The 16,951-nt window shown below is 72.7% G+C and carries 13 protein-coding genes; 6 read left to right on the forward strand and 7 right to left on the reverse strand.

Annotated elements, in window-relative coordinates; all coding sequences use genetic code 11:
• Window positions 1-19: 19 nt before the first annotated feature.
• The 3 genes from ACQPZ4_RS47600 (at window position 20) to ACQPZ4_RS47610 (ending at window position 3,510) form a co-directional block, all read left to right on the forward strand.
• Complete coding sequence (locus tag ACQPZ4_RS47600) at window positions 20-1,864, forward strand: PspC domain-containing protein (RefSeq protein WP_433052294.1); 1,845 nt, start codon at window positions 20-22, stop codon at window positions 1,862-1,864.
• The gene (locus ACQPZ4_RS47605; RefSeq protein WP_433052297.1) at window positions 1,861-2,103 is read left to right on the forward strand and encodes a hypothetical protein; all 243 of its coding nucleotides are present in this window, start codon (window positions 1,861-1,863) and stop codon (window positions 2,101-2,103) included. Before ACQPZ4_RS47600 ends, ACQPZ4_RS47605 begins: the two co-directional genes overlap by 4 nt.
• Window positions 2,104-2,256: 153 nt before the next feature.
• Window positions 2,257-3,510, forward strand: a complete 1,254-nt coding sequence (locus tag ACQPZ4_RS47610; RefSeq protein ID WP_433052299.1) for a phosphatidylserine decarboxylase — start codon at window positions 2,257-2,259, stop codon at window positions 3,508-3,510.
• A gap of 111 nt (window positions 3,511-3,621) precedes the next feature.
• Here the strand turns inward: ACQPZ4_RS47610 and ACQPZ4_RS47615 are convergent, their stop codons facing one another.
• From ACQPZ4_RS47615 to ACQPZ4_RS47635, 5 genes are all read right to left on the reverse strand, one after another.
• Window positions 3,622-4,572 carry a CDP-alcohol phosphatidyltransferase family protein gene (locus ACQPZ4_RS47615; RefSeq protein ID WP_433067045.1) on the reverse strand — a complete coding sequence of 317 codons (951 nt, stop codon included), beginning with the start codon at window positions 4,570-4,572 and terminating at the stop codon, window positions 3,622-3,624.
• 291 nt (window positions 4,573-4,863) lie between these two features.
• On the reverse strand, window positions 4,864-5,574 hold the full coding sequence (locus ACQPZ4_RS47620; RefSeq protein WP_433052302.1) for an NUDIX hydrolase: 711 nt from the start codon (window positions 5,572-5,574) through the stop codon (window positions 4,864-4,866).
• 5 nt (window positions 5,575-5,579) lie between these two features.
• Window positions 5,580-6,515 carry an NUDIX domain-containing protein gene (locus ACQPZ4_RS47625; protein ID WP_433052305.1) on the reverse strand — a complete coding sequence of 312 codons (936 nt, stop codon included), beginning with the start codon at window positions 6,513-6,515 and terminating at the stop codon, window positions 5,580-5,582.
• 61 nt (window positions 6,516-6,576) lie between these two features.
• Complete coding sequence (gene guaA / locus ACQPZ4_RS47630) at window positions 6,577-8,130, reverse strand: glutamine-hydrolyzing GMP synthase (RefSeq protein ID WP_433052308.1); 1,554 nt, start codon at window positions 8,128-8,130, stop codon at window positions 6,577-6,579.
• On the reverse strand, window positions 8,127-9,797 hold the full coding sequence (locus tag ACQPZ4_RS47635; RefSeq protein ID WP_433052311.1) for an FAD-dependent oxidoreductase: 1,671 nt from the start codon (window positions 9,795-9,797) through the stop codon (window positions 8,127-8,129). The genes guaA and ACQPZ4_RS47635 overlap by 4 nt, the downstream gene beginning before the upstream one ends.
• Window positions 9,798-9,874: 77 nt before the next feature.
• Between ACQPZ4_RS47635 and ACQPZ4_RS47640 the strand changes: the two genes are divergently transcribed.
• Window positions 9,875-11,119 carry a hypothetical protein gene (locus tag ACQPZ4_RS47640; RefSeq protein ID WP_433052314.1) on the forward strand — a complete coding sequence of 415 codons (1,245 nt, stop codon included), beginning with the start codon at window positions 9,875-9,877 and terminating at the stop codon, window positions 11,117-11,119.
• Window positions 11,120-11,128: 9 nt separating this feature from the next.
• Here ACQPZ4_RS47640 and ACQPZ4_RS47645 read toward each other — a convergent pair whose 3' ends face one another.
• Window positions 11,129-12,331: an ABC transporter substrate-binding protein gene (locus ACQPZ4_RS47645; protein WP_433052317.1), complete on the reverse strand. Its 1,203-nt coding sequence runs from the start codon at window positions 12,329-12,331 to the stop codon at window positions 11,129-11,131.
• A 393-nt stretch (window positions 12,332-12,724) separates the two neighbouring features.
• Between ACQPZ4_RS47645 and ACQPZ4_RS47650 the strand changes: the two genes are divergently transcribed.
• Window positions 12,725-15,334: a sensor histidine kinase gene (locus tag ACQPZ4_RS47650; protein WP_433052320.1), complete on the forward strand. Its 2,610-nt coding sequence runs from the start codon at window positions 12,725-12,727 to the stop codon at window positions 15,332-15,334.
• On the forward strand, window positions 15,331-15,750 hold the full coding sequence (locus ACQPZ4_RS47655; RefSeq protein ID WP_425556692.1) for a roadblock/LC7 domain-containing protein: 420 nt from the start codon (window positions 15,331-15,333) through the stop codon (window positions 15,748-15,750). The genes ACQPZ4_RS47650 and ACQPZ4_RS47655 overlap by 4 nt, the downstream gene beginning before the upstream one ends.
• Before the next feature lie 52 nt (window positions 15,751-15,802).
• Here ACQPZ4_RS47655 and ACQPZ4_RS47660 read toward each other — a convergent pair whose 3' ends face one another.
• Window positions 15,803-16,921 carry a GuaB3 family IMP dehydrogenase-related protein gene (locus ACQPZ4_RS47660; RefSeq protein WP_433052321.1) on the reverse strand — a complete coding sequence of 373 codons (1,119 nt, stop codon included), beginning with the start codon at window positions 16,919-16,921 and terminating at the stop codon, window positions 15,803-15,805.
• Window positions 16,922-16,951: the final 30 nt, after the last annotated feature.

The following is a 16,951-nucleotide window of genomic DNA, read 5'->3' on the forward strand; positions in this document are numbered from 1 at the left end:
CTCCGCGAGCATGGATGGCATGACGAACCCGCCTGCCGCCGACGAGCCGGCCCGCAACGCCGCCGCGGAGCCGGCGGAGGAACAGACCGACACCCCCGTCGAGCACACCACCGTCGAGCTCGACGCGGAAAAGCCCGCAAAAACTGACGAACCGGATAAAGGGCCCAGCTTCGAGGCCGACTACGCGACGTCCAGCCCGTCGTCGACCTTCGAGTGGCCGGCCGAAGAGACGGAAAAGCCGTCAGCGCCGCCGACCGGAGAAACCCCGCCGCCGCCCCCGCCGGGTGCGGTGCCGCCGCCGTTCGGTGCGGGCGGGCCGAACCAGCCGCCGTTCGGTGGGTTCGGCAGCGCCGGGTTCAACCGGAACCTGCTCGTCCGCCCGCAGCAGGGCCGGTACGTGGCCGGTGTCTGCGCCGCGATCGGCCGGGCCACCAACACCGACCCCACCCTGTGGCGCGTGATCTTCGCCGTGCTGACGCTGGCGGGGGGCGTGAGCATCGTGGCGTACCTCCTCGGCTGGCTCCTGCTGCCGGCTGAGGGCGACACCGGCTCGCCGCTGGAGGCCCTGCTCGGCCGCGGCCGCTCGGGCACCTCGGCGCCGCTGGCGATCGTCATCGGGGTCTGCGCGGTGCTCGCGTTCCTGCTGGTCATGTCCCAGAACTTCGGGGCCGCGCTGGTCGGCCTGGCGATCGTCATCGGCGTGGTCGCCCTGGTCGTGCGCGGTCAGCAGGGAGGTGGTCAGCAACAGCAACCGCCACCCGGCCCGTACGTCCCGCCGGCCGTGCCCAACGCCGGCCCGAACCCGTTCACCGCGGCGGGCGCGCAGTTTCCGCCGGCCCCCGGCGCACCGGGCGCGGCGTTCGGCCCCATGGCGTTCGGCGCCCCCTCGTTCGGGCCGCCATCCGCGCAGCCGCAGGCGCCCGTGACGCCCGCGCCCACCATGTCGAGCGCGCCGCCGATCGTGCCGCAGACCGCCGCCGCGGAGGAGCCGGACGCGGGGTTCCCGCCGCCGCCCGCCGCGTACGCCGAGAGCAAGCCGGCCGTGCTCCCGCCGCGCCCGCCGATGCTGCCGCCGTTGCCGCCCCTGCCGCCGCTCCCGCCGTTCTCGGCCGGGGGATCGCCGGGGTACCGGCCGCCGTTCGCGCCGCACGGGCCGTACGCGTCCAGCAGCCCGTACGCGGCCAGTCTGGGCTATCCGCCGGGCGTGCCGGTGTCGCCGTACCCCGGACTGGCCCCGATGCCGCCGAAGAAGCCCAAGGAGAAGTCGCGCCTGGGCCGGATCACGTTCTCGCTGATCGTGCTGGCGCTGGGCATCCTGGTCGCGCTCGAGGTGACCGTGGCCGACTTCAAGGCGAGCACGTTCTTCGCGGTACCGCTGGCCGTCACCGCCCTGGGCCTGATCACGGGCGCGTGGCTGGGCCGGGCGCGGGTGCTGATCCTGCTGGGTGCCGTGCTGAGCATCGCGCTGGCCATCGCGACCGCCGCGGGCACCTCGGTGCCGCACCGCACCGACAACGTCAACATCGCGCCGCAGGCGTTCTACGAGCTGAGCCCGTCGTACTCGACCGACTTCGGCAACATCGACGCCGACCTCACCGGGCTGAACTTCGCGACCCAGGAGGTCACGCCGACGGTGGTCGGGTTCCACGTCGGCGCGGGTGATCTGCGGATCACCGTGCCGAAGGAGGTGGACGTGACGGTCAACGTGCACATCCAGGGCGGTGACTGCCGGGTCTTCGAGTCCTCGTGCGGCGGGTTCAACACCTCGACCACGATCACCGACTACGGGACCGACGGCCCCGGCGGCGGCAAGCTGGAGCTCAATCTGGACACGCAATGGGGCGACGTGAGGGTGGATCGATGAAACCGCACCGTCTGGACGGCGTCTCGCTGACGTTCGGCCTGATCTTCCTGGGCATCGTGGTCGTCTGGCTGTTCAACCAGGCCGTCTCGGTGCACCTGAACGCCGGCTGGATCGTGGCCGTGGGCCTGATCCTGTTCGGAGGCCTCGGCCTGCTGGGGGCGCTGCGCTCGGACAAACCGGGTCGCGGGAAGGCCGAGAAGAACGGCGATGGGTTCGACTACGACCTCGACACCGACTGAATCGGGCGGGGGGCCCGGTCGGCGTCCAGGACGTGGGCCGATCCATCGCGGCACGGAATATGCTGGCCGACGGGGTTGCGTACCCCGTCGGCCGGCTGTCGTTCGCGGCCTTGATCGAAATTCCGCCATCTGCCTTTGAGGAGCCCTTCCGAGATGACCCAGTTTCCCGTTGGCGGCACGTCCGGCGCGCCCCGCCGCCCGACCCAGATCGGTGACCGGGCCGCCCGGGTCCTCGCCTCCGAGCTCGCCCGCCACGGTGGTCCCAAGACCGGCCTGGTGATCGGCGCGGCCGCCGGCTCCCCGGCCCTGGCCGCGGTGATCGACGCGCTGCTGCCCGACGACCGGCTGACCGTGGTCGCCTCCGGTTCCGGATCGGCCGCCGCGCTGCGCGAGCACGTGGAGCGCCAGGGCCGCTGGGTCGCCGAGCGCACCCGGGTGATCGACTCGATCGACAACGCCGAGCCCGCCGACGTGGTCGTGCACGCCGAGGCCCTCACCGGCAGCGCCGAGGACGCCCGCGAGGTGCTCGCCGGCCTGGCCAAGCTGGTCGCCGACGGCGGCGTGCTCACCGTCGTGGTGCCCGCGACCCGCCTGCCCAGCGGCGCGGCCGACGAGGTGGAGCGCCAGGCCGCGCTGTACGGCGTCGGCAGCGACCTCGTCCTGCGCAACGTCCCGCCGGTGCGCATCCACCGCCTGCGGCACACCCCGGCCCACCACAGCATCGCCTCGAACCTGCTGCCGGCCCTGCGCCCGTCCAGCGTGCCGCTCACCCGCGGGATGAACATCGACTCCAACGGCGTGGCCGCGGCCGGCATCGCGCTGGGCCTGGCCGCGCTGGCCAAGGCGGCCCGGCCGAAGTCGAAGCTCTGGCTGGTCCCGGCCCTGGCCGCGGCCCCGGTGGCGGCGTTCTTCCGCGACCCGCAGCGCGACGTGCCCGAGGACGCCAACGCGATCGTGGCGGCCAGCGACGGCAAGGTCCTGGGCGTGGAGCGGATGCACGACAAGCGCTTCGGCGACATGGAGTTCCTGCGCATCGCCGTGTTCCTGTCGGTGCTCGACGTGCACGTGAACCGGTCGCCCGTGGCCGGCAAGGTCGTCGACTACTTCGTGGAGGACGGCGGCTACGCGGCGGCGATGAAGCCCGAGGCGGAGCACAACGTCGCGGCGTACACCCTGCTGGAGACCGCCCGCGGCCCGGTCGCCGTGGTGCAGCGCACCGGCCTGATCGCCCGCCGGATCGTGCAGCGCGCGCCGATCGGGTCGCTGCTGGCCAAGGGCGAGCGCTTCGGGCTGATCCGGTTCGGCTCCCGCACCGACGTCTACCTGCCCGCCGACCAGGCCGACCCCGAGGTGGCGCCCGGCGACCGCGTGATCGGCGGCCAGACCGTGATCGCCACCTGGCGCTGAGAACCGGACATACCGATAAATCCGATAAGTCGCGGCGCGCCGGCGCCCGACTTGTCGGACACAGAAAACGGCCCCGCTCACCAGCGAGCGGGGCCGTTCTTCATGCAGAGCTCAGTTGCGGTGCTTCAGCCACAGCAGCGGCCCGCTCACCAGGTACGCGAACACGACCACCACGAACGTCACCTGGTAGTCGACCAGCGCGCCCACCACCGGCAGCACCAGCAGCCACGGCGGCAGCTTCAGCAGCCGGGCGAGCTTCGCGTACGGGAAGCTGGACACCATCGCCAGCCCGAGCAGCACCACCCCGGCGACCCGCAGCGCGGCCGGCATCTGCGGCGCGATCAGCGTGCTGAGCGCCAGCACCGCCGCGCACATCGTGGTCGGCACGCCGCAGAAGAAGCGGCCGTCCTTCGGCGAGACGTTGAACCGGGCGAGCCGGATCGCCGCCGCCGCCGCGACCAGGGCGCAGGCCGGGACGAGCAGCCAGCCGGGGGCCGAGCCGTTGAGCCAGGCGTAGACCACCACCGGCGCCGCCAGGCCGAACGAGCACATGTCGGCCAGCGAGTCCATCTGCGCACCGAAGGGGCTGGCCACGCCGAGGCGGCGGGCCAGGAAGCCGTCCAGGCCGTCGAAGACGACGCAGGCGATGAGCAGCGAGGCCGCCACCCGCACGTCGCCGTGGTTGACCGCGATGAAGATGGCCGACAGGCCGAGCATGAGACTCGACAGCGTGCAGGCGTTGACCAGCGCGAAGCGGATCCGCCGGGCCACGGTGCGCTCACCGGGCAGCAGCGGGATCGAGAGGGAGGACTCCTCCGCGACGTCCGGCGCGGGCGCGGCCGAGACGACCGGCGGGCTGATCGGCGCGAGCGCGGTCAGGTCGCGTGACAGACCGTCACGGCGGCGCATCCGCAGGCGCGGGAGGCGGACCCGGCCGGTGCGCTCGTCGGTCTCCACCGCGGGCACGAGCAGGGAGGTCGCGCCGGCCACATTGCCGTCACCGCGACGACCGACGCGGCCGGCGAAAAGCACCCGGCGGGCGAGGGAACCGCTGCGCCGCAGCCGTCCCGCCCATTGCCGTCCGCCACCGGGGCGCGGGCTGTCCGTGGTGCGTCGTCGCTGCCAAGGTGTGCTCGGCACTGATCCTCCACTGTAGGAACGGGGTTCCCACGGTCGTTTTTTTGGGCCTTTCGACCCTCGATGTCCGTTTCGCGAGACGGTCTCGCGATCTACACGGTCTCATATCAGGTCGCGATTGGCGATGCCTCAGGAAGGAAACCGCCGTGTCGTGCGAGCCGTTGAACTACTCAGTGTAGTTATTCGTTAACCTCTAGTCCATTTTAACGACGCCGGTCACTCCCCCGTTGCGGGCAGTGAGAGCGCCCAGTGCACAACTTCGGTGACCTCCAGGCCGGCGAGGTCGCCGGGCTCGAACCAGGCCGCCGCCGCGGTCGAGCCGCCGGCCGCCTCGGTCACGCTCGGTGTCGACGGCGCGGGCACCAGCACGCGGTAGAGCGCGCGGACCGCGTGCCAGTTCATCGGGTACCCCTCCGGGCCGACCAGACCGGAGCTGCGCCGGTGGGTCACCCCGAGCAGCTCGACGATCTCGCCCTGCTGGCCGGTCTCCTCGTACAGCTCCCGCAGCAGCGCCTCGGCCGGCTGCTCGCCGACGTCCGTGCCGCCGCCCGGCAGGTGCCAGCGGCCGGCGCCGGGGAACCCGGTCGCGATCTCGGTGAGCAGGACCCGGCCGGCCGGGTCCCTGACGAACCCGTAGGCGGCGAAGCGCTGGCCCTTGGGCAGGTCGGACTCGGCCGCGCGGTCGCCGTCCTCGGGGAACGCGGCGGCGGGCACGACGTCGAAGAGGACGCGGTCCTCGTGCAGGTCGGGCGTGGTGAGGGCGAGCACCTCGCGTACCCGGGAAACCGAGACCGGCACTCCAGCACTCTCCCGGAACAGCCGGACCACCGCCGACGCCGGGTTCTCCCCGTGCCGGATCGGTCCGCCGACATCCTCGGTGGCGCCCGGCAGGCGGCCGTACACCGTGATCACCCGTGTCTGCGTCATGGTGATCAGCGTAGGCCGACCCCGCGCAGGGCCTCCTCGGTCACCTCCGTCAATGGCAGCTCGTCGAGCTCCTCCGGGTCGAACCAGCGCGCCTCGGCGGTCGAGCCGCCGACGTCGTGGATGACCGGGCGGCTCGAGCGGGCCACCTGGACCCGGTAGAACGCGCGCACGCCGTGCCAGTCGATCGGGTAGCCCTCCGGGCCGAGCTGGGCCGCGTCGCGGTGGCTGGCCACGCCGAGCAGCTCGACGATCCGCCCCTCCTGGCCGGTCTCCTCGACCAGCTCGCGGATGAGCGCGACGCCCGGCTGCTCGCCGAAGTCGGTACCCCCACCCGGCAGGTGCCAGCAGCCGCCCCCGGGATAGCCGTCGGAGATGCGGGTGAGCAGGACGCGGTTGCGCCGGTCGGTGCAGACCGCGTAGGCGGCGAAGCGCTGCGCCCGGTGCAGCCCGTCGGGGCCGGGGACCGCGTAGAACGAGGGCACCTGCGGCGTGCCGTCGGGCCGGATGTCGGCCGTCGCCTCGGGCAGCCCGAGCGCGTCGGCGGTGAACCGGCGCAGCGGCAGGGTCTGCGCCTCCTCCAGCGTCACCCAGCGGGCCAGGTCGGTCGGCTGGCCGACCCGGTCGCGCAGCGCGCCGCCGCGGACCGAGACCTCGTAGATCAGCCGGTCCGTGTGGATGGTCAGCCCGCGCTGGGGCAACGCCCGCATGTCGGCCAGCACGTCGCGCAGCCCCACGACGGCGACGGACAGGCCGGTCTCGGCCGCGGTCTCGCGCACGACGGTGTCGACCGGGTTCTCACCGTGGTCGACGGCGCCGCCGGGCAGCGACCAGGCGCCGGGCGTCCCGGACTTGGCCGAGGCCCGCACGAGCAGGAAGGCGTCGCCGTCGGCGCACACGCAGTAGGCCGCGATGCGCCGCAGCGGTTGTAACGCTGGAGTCACGGAAATAAATTGTCCGGCTTTCCGCTACAAGTACAAGAGCGGATTACCCCTGAAGAGGGATTCATTCCCATTCAATGGTGCCCGGGGGCTTCGACGTAACATCGACGACCACGCGGTTGACCTCGCGGACCTCGTTCGTTATCCGGGTCGAAATCTTGGCGATCAGCTCGTGCGGCAGGCGCGACCAGTCGGCCGTCATGGCGTCGTCGCTGGAGACCGGGCGCAGCACGATCGGGTGCCCGTAGGTCCGGCCGTCGCCCTGCACCCCGACGCTGCGCACGTCGGCCAGCAGCACCACCGGGAACTGCCAGACGCTGCGGTCCAGGCCGGCCGCGGTGAGCTCCTCGCGGGCGATCAGGTCGGCCGCGCGCAGGATGGCCAGCCGCTCCTCGTCGACCGCGCCGATGATCCGGATCGACAGCCCCGGCCCCGGGAAGGGGTGGCGCATGACGATCTCCTCGGGCAGCCCGAGGGCGGCCCCGATCGCCCGGACCTCGTCCTTGAACAGCGTCCGCAGCGGCTCGACCAGGGCGAACTGCAGGTCGTCCGGGAGCCCGCCGACGTTGTGATGCGACTTGATGTTGGCCGTGCCGGTGCCGCCGCCGGACTCGACCACGTCCGGGTAGAGCGTGCCCTGGACCAGGAACTCGACGTGCCCCTCGGCGTCGAGCTCGCGGGCCGCGGCCTCGAAGGTGCGGATGAACTCGCGCCCGACGATCTTGCGCTTCTGCTCCGGGTCGGTGACGCCGGCCAGCGCCCCGAGGAAGGTGGCGGAGGCGTCGACCACCTTGAGGTTGATCCCGGTGGCGGCCACGTAGTCCTTCTCGACCTGCTCCGCCTCGCCCGCGCGCAGCAGCCCGTGGTCGACGAAGACGCAGGTGAGCTGGTCGCCGACGGCCCGCTGGACGAGCGCCGCGGCGACCGCGGAGTCCACGCCGCCGGACAGCCCGCAGATGACCCGCTTGCTGCCGACCTTGGCCCGGATCGCCGCGACCTGCTCCTCGATGATGTTGTTGGAGGTCCAGGTGGGCTCGAGCCCGGCGATCTCGTAGAGGAAGCGGCGCAGGATCTCCTGGCCGTGCGGCGTGTGCGCGACCTCGGGGTGGAACTGCACGCCGGCCAGGCGGCGCTCGGTGTCCTCGAACGCGGCGACCGGGGCGCCCGGCGAGCCGCCGGTGACCGTGAACCCGGCCGGGGCGGCCGTGACGCAGTCGCCGTGGCTCATCCAGACCGACTGCTCGCCGTCGAGGCCGCGCAGCAGGACGCCGCCGTCGCCGGCGATCGTCAGGGCGGTGCCGCCGAACTCGCGGTTGCCGGTGTGGGCCGCCTCGCCGTGCAGCGCGACCGCCATCGCCTGGAAGCCGTAGCAGATGCCGAAGACCGGGACGCCGGCCGCGAACATCGCCGGGTCGACCTGGGGCGCGCCCTCCTCGTAGACCGACGACGGGCCGCCCGAGAGGATGATCGCGGCGGGGCGCTTGGCCAGCATCTCGGCGACCGGCATCGAGCTCGGCACGATCTCCGAGTAGACGTGGGCCTCGCGGACGCGGCGGGCGATCAGCTGCGCGTACTGGGCACCGAAGTCGACGACGAGCACTGGCTGCGGCGTGGTCATGCCGAAAAGCCTAGTCGGAGCGCCGCCGGGGCCTCCGCGGGGACGGCCGGGCGTGACGGAGCTATCGGCGCCACGGGGACGTAGGGCGCGCCCAGCTCGGGCCGGGGATCGGGCTCGCCCCGGTTCGGCCACATCGATGCGGCCCGCTCGGCCTGGGCCGCGATGGTCAGCGACGGGTTCACCCCCAGGTTGGCCGAGACCGCGGCGCCGTCGACGACGTGCAGTCCCGGATGGCCGAAGACGCGGTGGTACCCGTCCACGACCCCGCTCGCCGCCGAGTCGCCGATCGCCGCCCCGCCAAGGATGTGCGCGGTCAGCGGAATGTTGAACACCTCGGACCAGCCGCCGCCGGGCAGCCCGCCGATCTCCTCGGCCAGCAGGCGCACCGCCTCGTTGCCCGCCGGGATCCAGGCCGGGTTCGGCTCGCCGTGCCCCTGCGTGGTGGTGAGCCGCCGCCGTCCGGTCCACCCGCGCCTCCAGTGCACGTCCAGCGAGTTGTCGCGGGACTGCATGACCAGCGCGATCACCGTCTTGTGCGACCACCGGTGCACGGACAGGATCCGCAGGTGGCGCAGCGGGTGCCGGAAGAAGGCCCCGAACCAGCGCAGCGGCCGCCACGGCCCGCCGTCGGTGAGCACGGTCTGCAGCAGGCCCATCGCGTTGGACCCGGGCCCGTAGCGCACCGGCTCGATGTGGGTGTCGGCGTCCGGATGGAACGAGCTGGTGATGGCCACGCCGTCGGTGAAGTCCACGCCCCGGCGCAGCGAGCGGGCGCCGACGATGGATTCGGAGTTGGTACGGGTGAGCCGCCCCAGCCGCGCCGAGACGTTCGGCAGCGCGCCCTCGGCCCGCATCCGGTGCAGCAGCCGCTGGGTGCCCAGCGCGCCGGCGGCGAGGACCACCTGGCCCGCCTCGAACGTCTGCCGGCGCCGGCGCCGGTCGGTCCCGCGGGTCTCCACGCGGTAGCCACCCCCGGCATCGCCACTGCCCGACGGGCGCACGGCGGTGACGGTCGTCAGCGGGTACACCCGCGCGCCCTGCTCTTCGGCCAGGTAGAGGTAGTTCTTGACGAGCGTGTTCTTGGCCCCGACGCGGCACCCGGTCATGCAGGACCCGCAGTGCTCGCAGGACTGGCGCTCCGGCCCGGCGCCGCCGAAGTAGGGGTCCACGCCGGAGCGGCCGAAGTACACGCCGACCGGGGTGGGGTGGAAGGAGTCCCCGACGCCCATCCGCTCCGCGACCCGCTGGAAGGCGCGGTCGGCGGCGGTGGTGCGGGCGTAGGTCGTCACCCCCAGCATCCGCTCGGCCTGGTCGTAGAACGGCGCGAGCTCGGCCTCCCAGTCGGCGATGTCGCGCCACTGCGGGTCCGCATAGAAGGGCTTCGGCGGCCGGTACAGCGTGTTGGCATAGACCAAAGAGCCGCCCCCGACCCCGGCGCCGGCGAGCACGACCACGTTGCGCAGCATGGTGATCCGCTGGATGCCGAAGCAGCCGAGCGCCGGCGCCCACAGGAAGCGCCGGGCGTCCCAGGAGGTCTTGGGGAACTCGTCGTCGGCGAAGCGCCGCCCGGCCTCCAGGACGGCCACCGAGTAGCCCTTCTCGGCCAGGCGCAGCGCGGTGACGCTGCCGCCGAATCCCGACCCGATCACCACCACGTCGTAGCGCATGCTGCATTGTGACCCGCCGGTAACTTAGGCGGTAGCCCCTTCGGTTTCCGCGGTCATGTGCGGCAGACTGGTCAACTATGGCGAGACTTCCCGGCGGGCTGCCCGTCTGGCGTGGTCGCCGGCTGCTGGGCGGAGGACCGGCCGCCGTGCCGTCGCCACCCCTGCCGGCCGTGGATGCGAGCCACCACGCGGGTCTGCACTCGGTGGTCCTGGACGCCGTGAAGTTCGCCGATGTGGCGGCGCCGCATTCGGTACACCTGGGAGGCCACGCCACCGCCCGCACCGACGGCGGCGTGCTCGTCGTCGGCGTGCCCCTGGTCTGGGGGCTCTCCGCCGATCAGCTGCGCGTGCTGCTCGCCCACGAGCTCGCGCTGCCCCCGTCGCGCCACCCCGACCTGGTGCGCGGCCTGCTCGAGGCGCGCCGCCGGCACCCGGCCTCGGAGAAGGCGGCGATCCGCCACGCCCGGCTGCTGGAGGCCACGGAGCCGCTGCTGGCCGAGGCCGAGCAGGTCCGCGACGCGATCGCGATCACCGCGGCCGGCGGCGGCCTGTCGGCGGTCGAGGACGCGGGCCGGGCGCTGCTCAAGGCGGCGGCGATCGGGGCGGCGTTCGCGGCCTTCGCCGCGGCCCCGCTGGCCTCGGGCACCATGTCGGCGTTCAGCACCGGCTCGCTGCCCACCACCGGCCCGATCCAGGCCGAGGACCTGCACGACGGCTGGCGGCTGCGGCTGTCCCGCTGGGGCGCCCCCTCGACCGACCTCGACCGGGCCGCGCTGGCCGTGCGCCATCCGGGGCTCGCGGCGGAGATCCGCACGTCGGCCGACGGGCCGCTGGTGGCGCTGGACCCCGGCGCCGTCCACCTCGACGAGCTCGGCCCGGCCGCGATGCGCACGCTGGCCGCCGAGGTGCTGCCCAACTCCGGCGAGGCGTGGGTGCGCCTGGCCGACCTGCCGGTGGAGTCCTACCTGCCGGACGTGGAGCGGCGGGCCCGGCAGTACGTGGAGGCGGTCAACGAGGTCCTCGGGCGCGTCCCGGACGACCGCGACGAGCTGGCCGGCACCCTGCTGCGCCGCCCGGTGGACGTGGAGCGGGCCCGCCGCGGCCTGCCGCGCGACCCGGACGCGGAGGGCGAGGCGCCCCCGCCGTGGATGGGGGCGGCGCTGCTGGCGGTCGTGGTGGAGTACGCGCTGCTGCGCAAGGGCTGGCGGCGCGAGCACCCGCTGCTGCCCCGGCGGCTGGTGGCCCCGGACTCCGGCGCGGTGCTCGACCTCAACGAGCTGGTCCGCAGCGACCCGGGGGCGCTGCGAACCCACCTCGGGTAGGCAGCGGCGTCAGAGGCTCGAAACCTGCGTGATCGCGAGCTCGGCCGGGTGCACGAGCATGTACCCGTTCGACGTGCGCTGCTCCACCACGCCCGCGGCGAGCTGGTTCACGCCGTTGCCGTCGAACCGCACCCCGTTCCACGGCATGATCGTCTGCGTGGCCGGCAGGGTGAGCTGCTGGACCGAGTTGCGCACGGCCTGCTTGGAGTAGTCCGTGGCCTGGTCCATCGACATCGCCAGGGTCATGGTGGCCATGAACGCGTTGGCGGCGACCTCGGTGAGCTTGGTGTGGTACGCCTGCTCGAACATCGCGCCGATGACCTGGGCCGTCGGGTTGCGGGTGGCGAACTCGTTCGACCAGCCGGTGGCGCGCAGCGCGGTCTGGTTCTTCACGCCGTCCAGCGCGGACACGGCCGGGCCGATCGCGATCACCTGGGCGGTGCCCTTGAGCTTCACGGCCAGGTCGTTGGCGGCGCTCGCCTCGGCCGCGCTGGTGACGATGGCGAGCACGGCGTCGCCCTTCACCACCAGGCCGTTGGGCTGGCCGGCCTCGCTGCCGGTGAGCGGCACGACCTTCTCCTTGGCCGGCACCTCGTAGCCGGCGGAGAGGCTCAGGTCCTCGATCGAGCCCTTGAGGAGGTTCGCCTCCTCGGTCAGGGCCGGGGTGGCCGGCGTGCCGGCGGCCGTCACGATCCGCTTCACCTGGTTGGGCGTGCCCCGGTACCGGTAGAGCAGGTCCAGCGCCGCGCCGACCTCGCGCCGGTCGGTCGGCTGGATGCGGAAGTGCCCGGTCCGGCTGTTCGTGCCGAAGCCGTCCGAGGTGCTCAGGGCGTCGACCAGGGAGACGCCGAGCTGCTCGGCGACCCGGCTGGCGACCTGGGTGACCTCGATGGTGTCGGCCAGGACGAGCCCGACGGCGCCGTCGTCGACGAGCTTGGTCGCTTCCTTGTCGACCTTCTCCGGCGCGCTGTCGGTGTTGCTCGTGAGCAGCGAAAGCTTGGTGTTGCCGTGCAGGCCGACGCTCGGGCCGAGCGGCAGCGGCAGCGGCTTGGTCGGGATGTCCCGGTTGACCACCTCGATGGCGAGCCGGGCGCCCAGGGTGGCCTGCTGGCCGAGCTGGGCGTTGGGGCCGCCGGTGGGCACCAGAAGTCCGATGGCGATGCTCGCGGGTGCGGTCGCGGCCGGCTTCGCGTCGCCCGTGCAAGCGGACATGAGTAACGCCGTCGCCAGAATGAGGGCGATCACTGCGGGCCGGCGGCCCCGGGTGCGCACGGCGAATGACTCCTCATGAAGCGTTGCAGGTCGGACGGCCGTATCCTTCCCGTCTGATCAATGGGTAGCAAGCCCGCTGTCCGGCTTCGAGTATTGTGACCTGCGCCACTATGACGTGGTTGGACACAGGTCGCAACCCTGGTTTGATAAGTGCCGCACGCTGCTCAGCAGCGCGATGACGCATGCGAAAGGTGTGGAGGGGTGCAGACCTTCGCTTCGCCGCCTTCGACGAGGGCTCCAGCCGTCGTGATGAAGGTGAACAGCCATCGCCGTAGACGGCCGGGGGAACCGCAACGGCGCAGCGCATCCCTGTTCAGGGTGCGCGACTGGCGCGTGCCCACGAAGCTCGCGGCGGTGCTCGTACTGCCCGCGGTGGCCTTCCTGGTCATCGCCGGTGTGCAGATCAACGTCTCCGTGCAGGATGCGACCAAGCTGGACCAGTTCGCCCAAGGGGTCAAGGTCGGCACCCAGTTGACCGATCTGATCCACCAGTTGCAGCTGGAAAGGGACCGAACGGTCGGATATCTCGCCAAGTCGACCACCGGCCCGGCGCCGTCCGGTCCGAATCCCGACGCCAACGACCTCGCCGCCAGCCAGGGCGAGACCGACGCCGCGCTGCTGGCCTTCTCCGAGCAGGCGCGCCCGCTGCTGCGCAACCCGATCTTCTCCGGGGTGCAGAACCGGATCGGCGCCGACTTCACCGACCTCGGCCTGGTCCGCGACGGCGTGGCCCACCGGTGGCTGCGCGAGGAGGCGGTGTTCGACGCCTACTCGGTGACCATCCAGCACCTCTTCGACCTGGTGCCGGACCGGCCCGACATCGGCGGCGACTCCCAGTCGGTGGCCGAGGTCTCCTCGCTGATGGACCTCGCCCAGGCCAAGGAGCTCAAGGACCAGCTGCGCGGGCGGATCTTCGCCGCGGCCAGCGCCGGCAAGTTCGCGCCCGACGACTTCGAGACCTTCTCGGAGATCCAGGCGCGGCAGGTCGCCGCGGTCGAGCGGTTCCGCGCCTCGGCGAGCCCGCGGCACCTGGCGCTGTACGACAAGAACCTCAAGTACGCCGCCGTGGCCACGGTCGCCCGGCTCCAGCAGGAGATCATCTCCCGGGCCCGGGGCGCGCAGGTCGGCGTCTCGGCCGAGGACTGGTGGCGGGCGAGCACGCTCGAGCTGCAGTACATCCGCACGATCGAGCAGCAGATGCTCGACGACGCGATCAACGGCGCGGCCGAGCGGAGCAGCACCCAGCGCACCAACGCGATCGTCGCCACCTCGGCGATCGTGCTGGTCATGCTCCTGGCGCTGCTGCTGTCCTGGCTGATCGGCCGGTCGATGGCGCGCTCGCTGCGCCAGCTGCGGGCCCAGGCCCTCGACGTGGCCCAGCACCGCCTGCCCGAGGCGATCCAGCGGCTGCGAACACTGCCCCGGGGCGAGACGGTCACGGTCGACACGACGACCCGGGTGCGCTCCTCCGACGAGATCGGTGAGGTGGCGGACGCGTTCACCGCCGTGCACCGAAGCGCGGTCAGCCTGGCCGTCGAGCAGGCGGTCATGCGGCGCAACGTCAACTCGATGTTCGTCAACCTGGCCCGCCGCTCGCAGACGCTGGTCGAGCGCCAGCTGCAGCTGCTCGACCAGCTGGAGTCGGCCGAGACCGACCCGGACCAGCTGGCCAACCTGTTCCGCCTCGACCACCTGGCCACCCGCATGCGCCGCAACGACGAGAACCTGCTGGTCCTCGCGGGCAGCGAGGCGACGCGGCGGTGGGCCCAGCCGGTGTCGCTCTCCGCGGTACTGCTGGCGGCGATGGCGGAGATCGAGCAGTACGCGCGGATCCGCCACGACGTGTCCAACGATGTCTTCGTGGTCGGCCACGCCGTCTCCGACATCGTGCACCTCTTCGCCGAGCTGCTGGAGAACGCGACCACGTTCTCCCCGCCCGACACGGTGGTGACGGTGACCGGCTGGCCGGCCCAGCAGGCCCGCGAGGCGACGATCGTCATCGAGGACAAGGGCATCGGGATGACCGAGTCCGGCCTCATCGAGGCGAACGAGCGCGTCTCCAGCCCGATCGCGATCGACGTGGCCGCGTCCGAGCGGATGGGTCTGGTCGTGGTCGGTCACCTCGCGGACCGGCACGGCGTCTCGGTGCGGCTGACGGCGAACGACGACGGCGTCACGGCGTACGTCACGCTCCCGGCCCGCCTGCTCGCCGCCCCGCCGGACGGCGTCGGCCTCTACGGCAACGCCAGCGCGGCCAGCCGGCTCGCGGGCGCGGCCCGGCTGCCGATCCCGGTCGACGGGAACGGCGCGCAGGGCTCGACGGCGGCGGTCGAGCACACCAGCGACCAGCCGACCGCGGTCATTCCGGCTTTGCCGTCCCGGCCGTCCTCTTCGGACGTGGTTGAGGAGGCGGAGGAGGAACCGCCCGCGGTCGCCGCGCCACCCGTCCCCGCGGAGGCGCCGGTCTCCGCGGTACCGGTCTCCGCGGTACCGGTCTCGGCGGCACCGGCCTCCGCGCCCCCCAGCAACGGTGGGCCGGTCAACGGTTCGAAGCCGCGCCCGGCCCGGGCCGAGGAGATCATCGCCGGGGCGTCCGGCTCGAACGGGGCGCCCGCCAAGAGCACCCGGTGGTGGTCGCGCGACGGCGGCGGCGACGCGCCGCGGCCGGCGTCGATCATCCCGGCCCAGCGTCAGCCGGTGACCGCCGGCACGAGCAATGCCGGCCTGCCGATCCGGGTACCCCTGGCGCAGCTGCCCGGCGATCCGAACGAGCCGGTTCCGGCGCCGGAGGATACGCAGCCGGTCACGGTGCCGCACACCGAGCCGGACCCGGCCAGCGTGGGCAGCATGCTCACCCGGTTCTACAGTGGCGTGCATCGGGCCGCGAACGAGGACGAGGTGCCCACGGTGCCGATCAACGAACATCGAGGGAGCACGGCGTGACCCTGAGCCAACAAGCACGGGACCTGAGCTGGCTGATCAACGCGTTCACCGAGCGGGTGCCCGGCATCGCCCATGCCGTGGTGGTGTCCTCCGACGGCCTGCTGGTGGCCGTCTCGGACCACCTGCCCCGGGACAGCGCCGATCAGCTCGCCGCGGTCACGTCGGGCCTGGTGAGCGTGACCAGCGGGGCAGCACGGATCTTCGACGGCGACGAGGTCAAGCAGACCGTGGTGGAGATGGGCCAGGGCTTCTTCCTGGTCATGTCGATCCGCGACGGCTCGATCCTGGCCACGCTGGCCGGCCGCGAGGCCGACATCGGCGTGGTCGGCTACGAGATGGCCCGCCTGGCCAAGCAGGCGGGCGAGATGCTGACCCCGGCGCTGCGCGCGGAACTCCAGCAGGCGCTGCCCCGCTAGCAGGCGCGCGAAAGGGGGGCCCGGCGCGCCGGACCCCCCTTTCAACGTCGCCTTACTTGTCCAGGATCAGGCCGACCTTCTGGAATTCCTTGAGGTCGCGGTACCCGCACTTCGCCATCGCCCGGCGCAGCCCGCCGAAGAGGTTCAGCGCGCCGTCGGGGTCCTCGGACGGGCCGTAGAGCACCTTCTCCAGGCTGCCCAGCGTCGGCTCGGCCGAGCCGAAGGAGCCGCGCGGCAGCTTCGGGTGGCTCGCCGCCGAGTGCCACCAGGCGCCGCCGGCCGGGGCGGACTCGCTGCGCGACAGCGGCTCGCCGACCATCACGGCGTCGGCCCCGCAGCCCAGCGCCTTGGCGATGTCGCCCGAGGTCTGGATGTTGCCGTCGGCGATGATGTGGACGTACCGGCCGCCGGTCTCGTCGAGGTAGTCCCGGCGCGCGTCCGCGGCGTCGGCGATCGCGGTCGCCATCGGCACCCGGATGCCCAGCACGCGGTCGGTGGTCGACCACTCGTCGGCCCCGATGCCCACGATCACGCCGGCCGCGCCGGTGCGCATGAGGTGCAGCGCGGTCTGGTAGTTCGTGCAGCCGCCGACGATGACCGGCAGGTCGAGGTCGGCGATGAACTCCTTGAGGTTCAGCGGCTCGTCGGTGGTCGAGACGTGCTCGGCCGAGACCAGCGTGCCCTGGATCACCAGGATGTCCACCCCGGCGTCGAGGATCACCGGCGCGAGGGCGAGGGTGTGCTGCGGCGAGACGCGCACCGCGACCGTGATGCCGCCGTCGCGCATCTCCTTGACCCGCTCGCCGATCAGCTCGGGCTTGATCGGCTCCGCGTAGACCTCCTGGAGGCGGGCCGTGGCCGGGGCCTCGTCGTCCAGCCCGGCCAGCTCCTCGAGGATCTTGGTCGGGTCGCTGTACCGCGTCCAGAGCCCCTCGACGTTGAGCACGCCGAGCCCGCCCAGCTTGCCGAGCGCGACCGCGGTGGCCGGGCTCATCGTGGCGTCGGACGGGTGGGCCACACAGGGGATCTTGAACGGGTACGCGTCGAGCTGCCAGTTCGTGGAAACGTCGTCGACGTCGCGGGTGCGGCGCGTCGGGACGATCGCGATGTCGTCCAGGTGGTAGCCCCGCCGGGCGCTCTTGCTCAGCCCGATCTCGACCACGTCACGCATTGTCAGCTCCTGTTGACTCGGGGGTGTGCG

Source organism: Dactylosporangium sp. CS-033363 (genome assembly GCF_050942475.1).
Lineage (GTDB): Bacteria > Actinomycetota > Actinomycetes > Mycobacteriales > Micromonosporaceae > Dactylosporangium.

Bases quoted from the DNA above. Each gene is read 5' to 3' on its own strand.
- ACQPZ4_RS47600 (WP_433052294.1), top strand. From the start codon at position 20: ATGACGAACCCGCCTGCCGCCGACGAGCCGGCCCGCAACGCCGCCGCG.
- ACQPZ4_RS47605 (WP_433052297.1), top strand. From the start codon at position 1,861: ATGAAACCGCACCGTCTGGACGGCGTCTCGCTGACGTTCGGCCTGATC.
- ACQPZ4_RS47610 (WP_433052299.1), top strand. From the start codon at position 2,257: ATGACCCAGTTTCCCGTTGGCGGCACGTCCGGCGCGCCCCGCCGCCCG.
- ACQPZ4_RS47620 (WP_433052302.1), bottom strand. From the start codon at position 5,574: ATGACGCAGACACGGGTGATCACGGTGTACGGCCGCCTGCCGGGCGCC.
- guaA (WP_433052308.1), bottom strand. From the start codon at position 8,130: ATGACCACGCCGCAGCCAGTGCTCGTCGTCGACTTCGGTGCCCAGTAC.
- ACQPZ4_RS47635 (WP_433052311.1), bottom strand. From the start codon at position 9,797: ATGCGCTACGACGTGGTGGTGATCGGGTCGGGATTCGGCGGCAGCGTC.
- ACQPZ4_RS47640 (WP_433052314.1), top strand. From the start codon at position 9,875: ATGGCGAGACTTCCCGGCGGGCTGCCCGTCTGGCGTGGTCGCCGGCTG.
- ACQPZ4_RS47645 (WP_433052317.1), bottom strand. From the start codon at position 12,331: ATGTCCGCTTGCACGGGCGACGCGAAGCCGGCCGCGACCGCACCCGCG.
- ACQPZ4_RS47660 (WP_433052321.1), bottom strand. From the start codon at position 16,921: ATGCGTGACGTGGTCGAGATCGGGCTGAGCAAGAGCGCCCGGCGGGGC.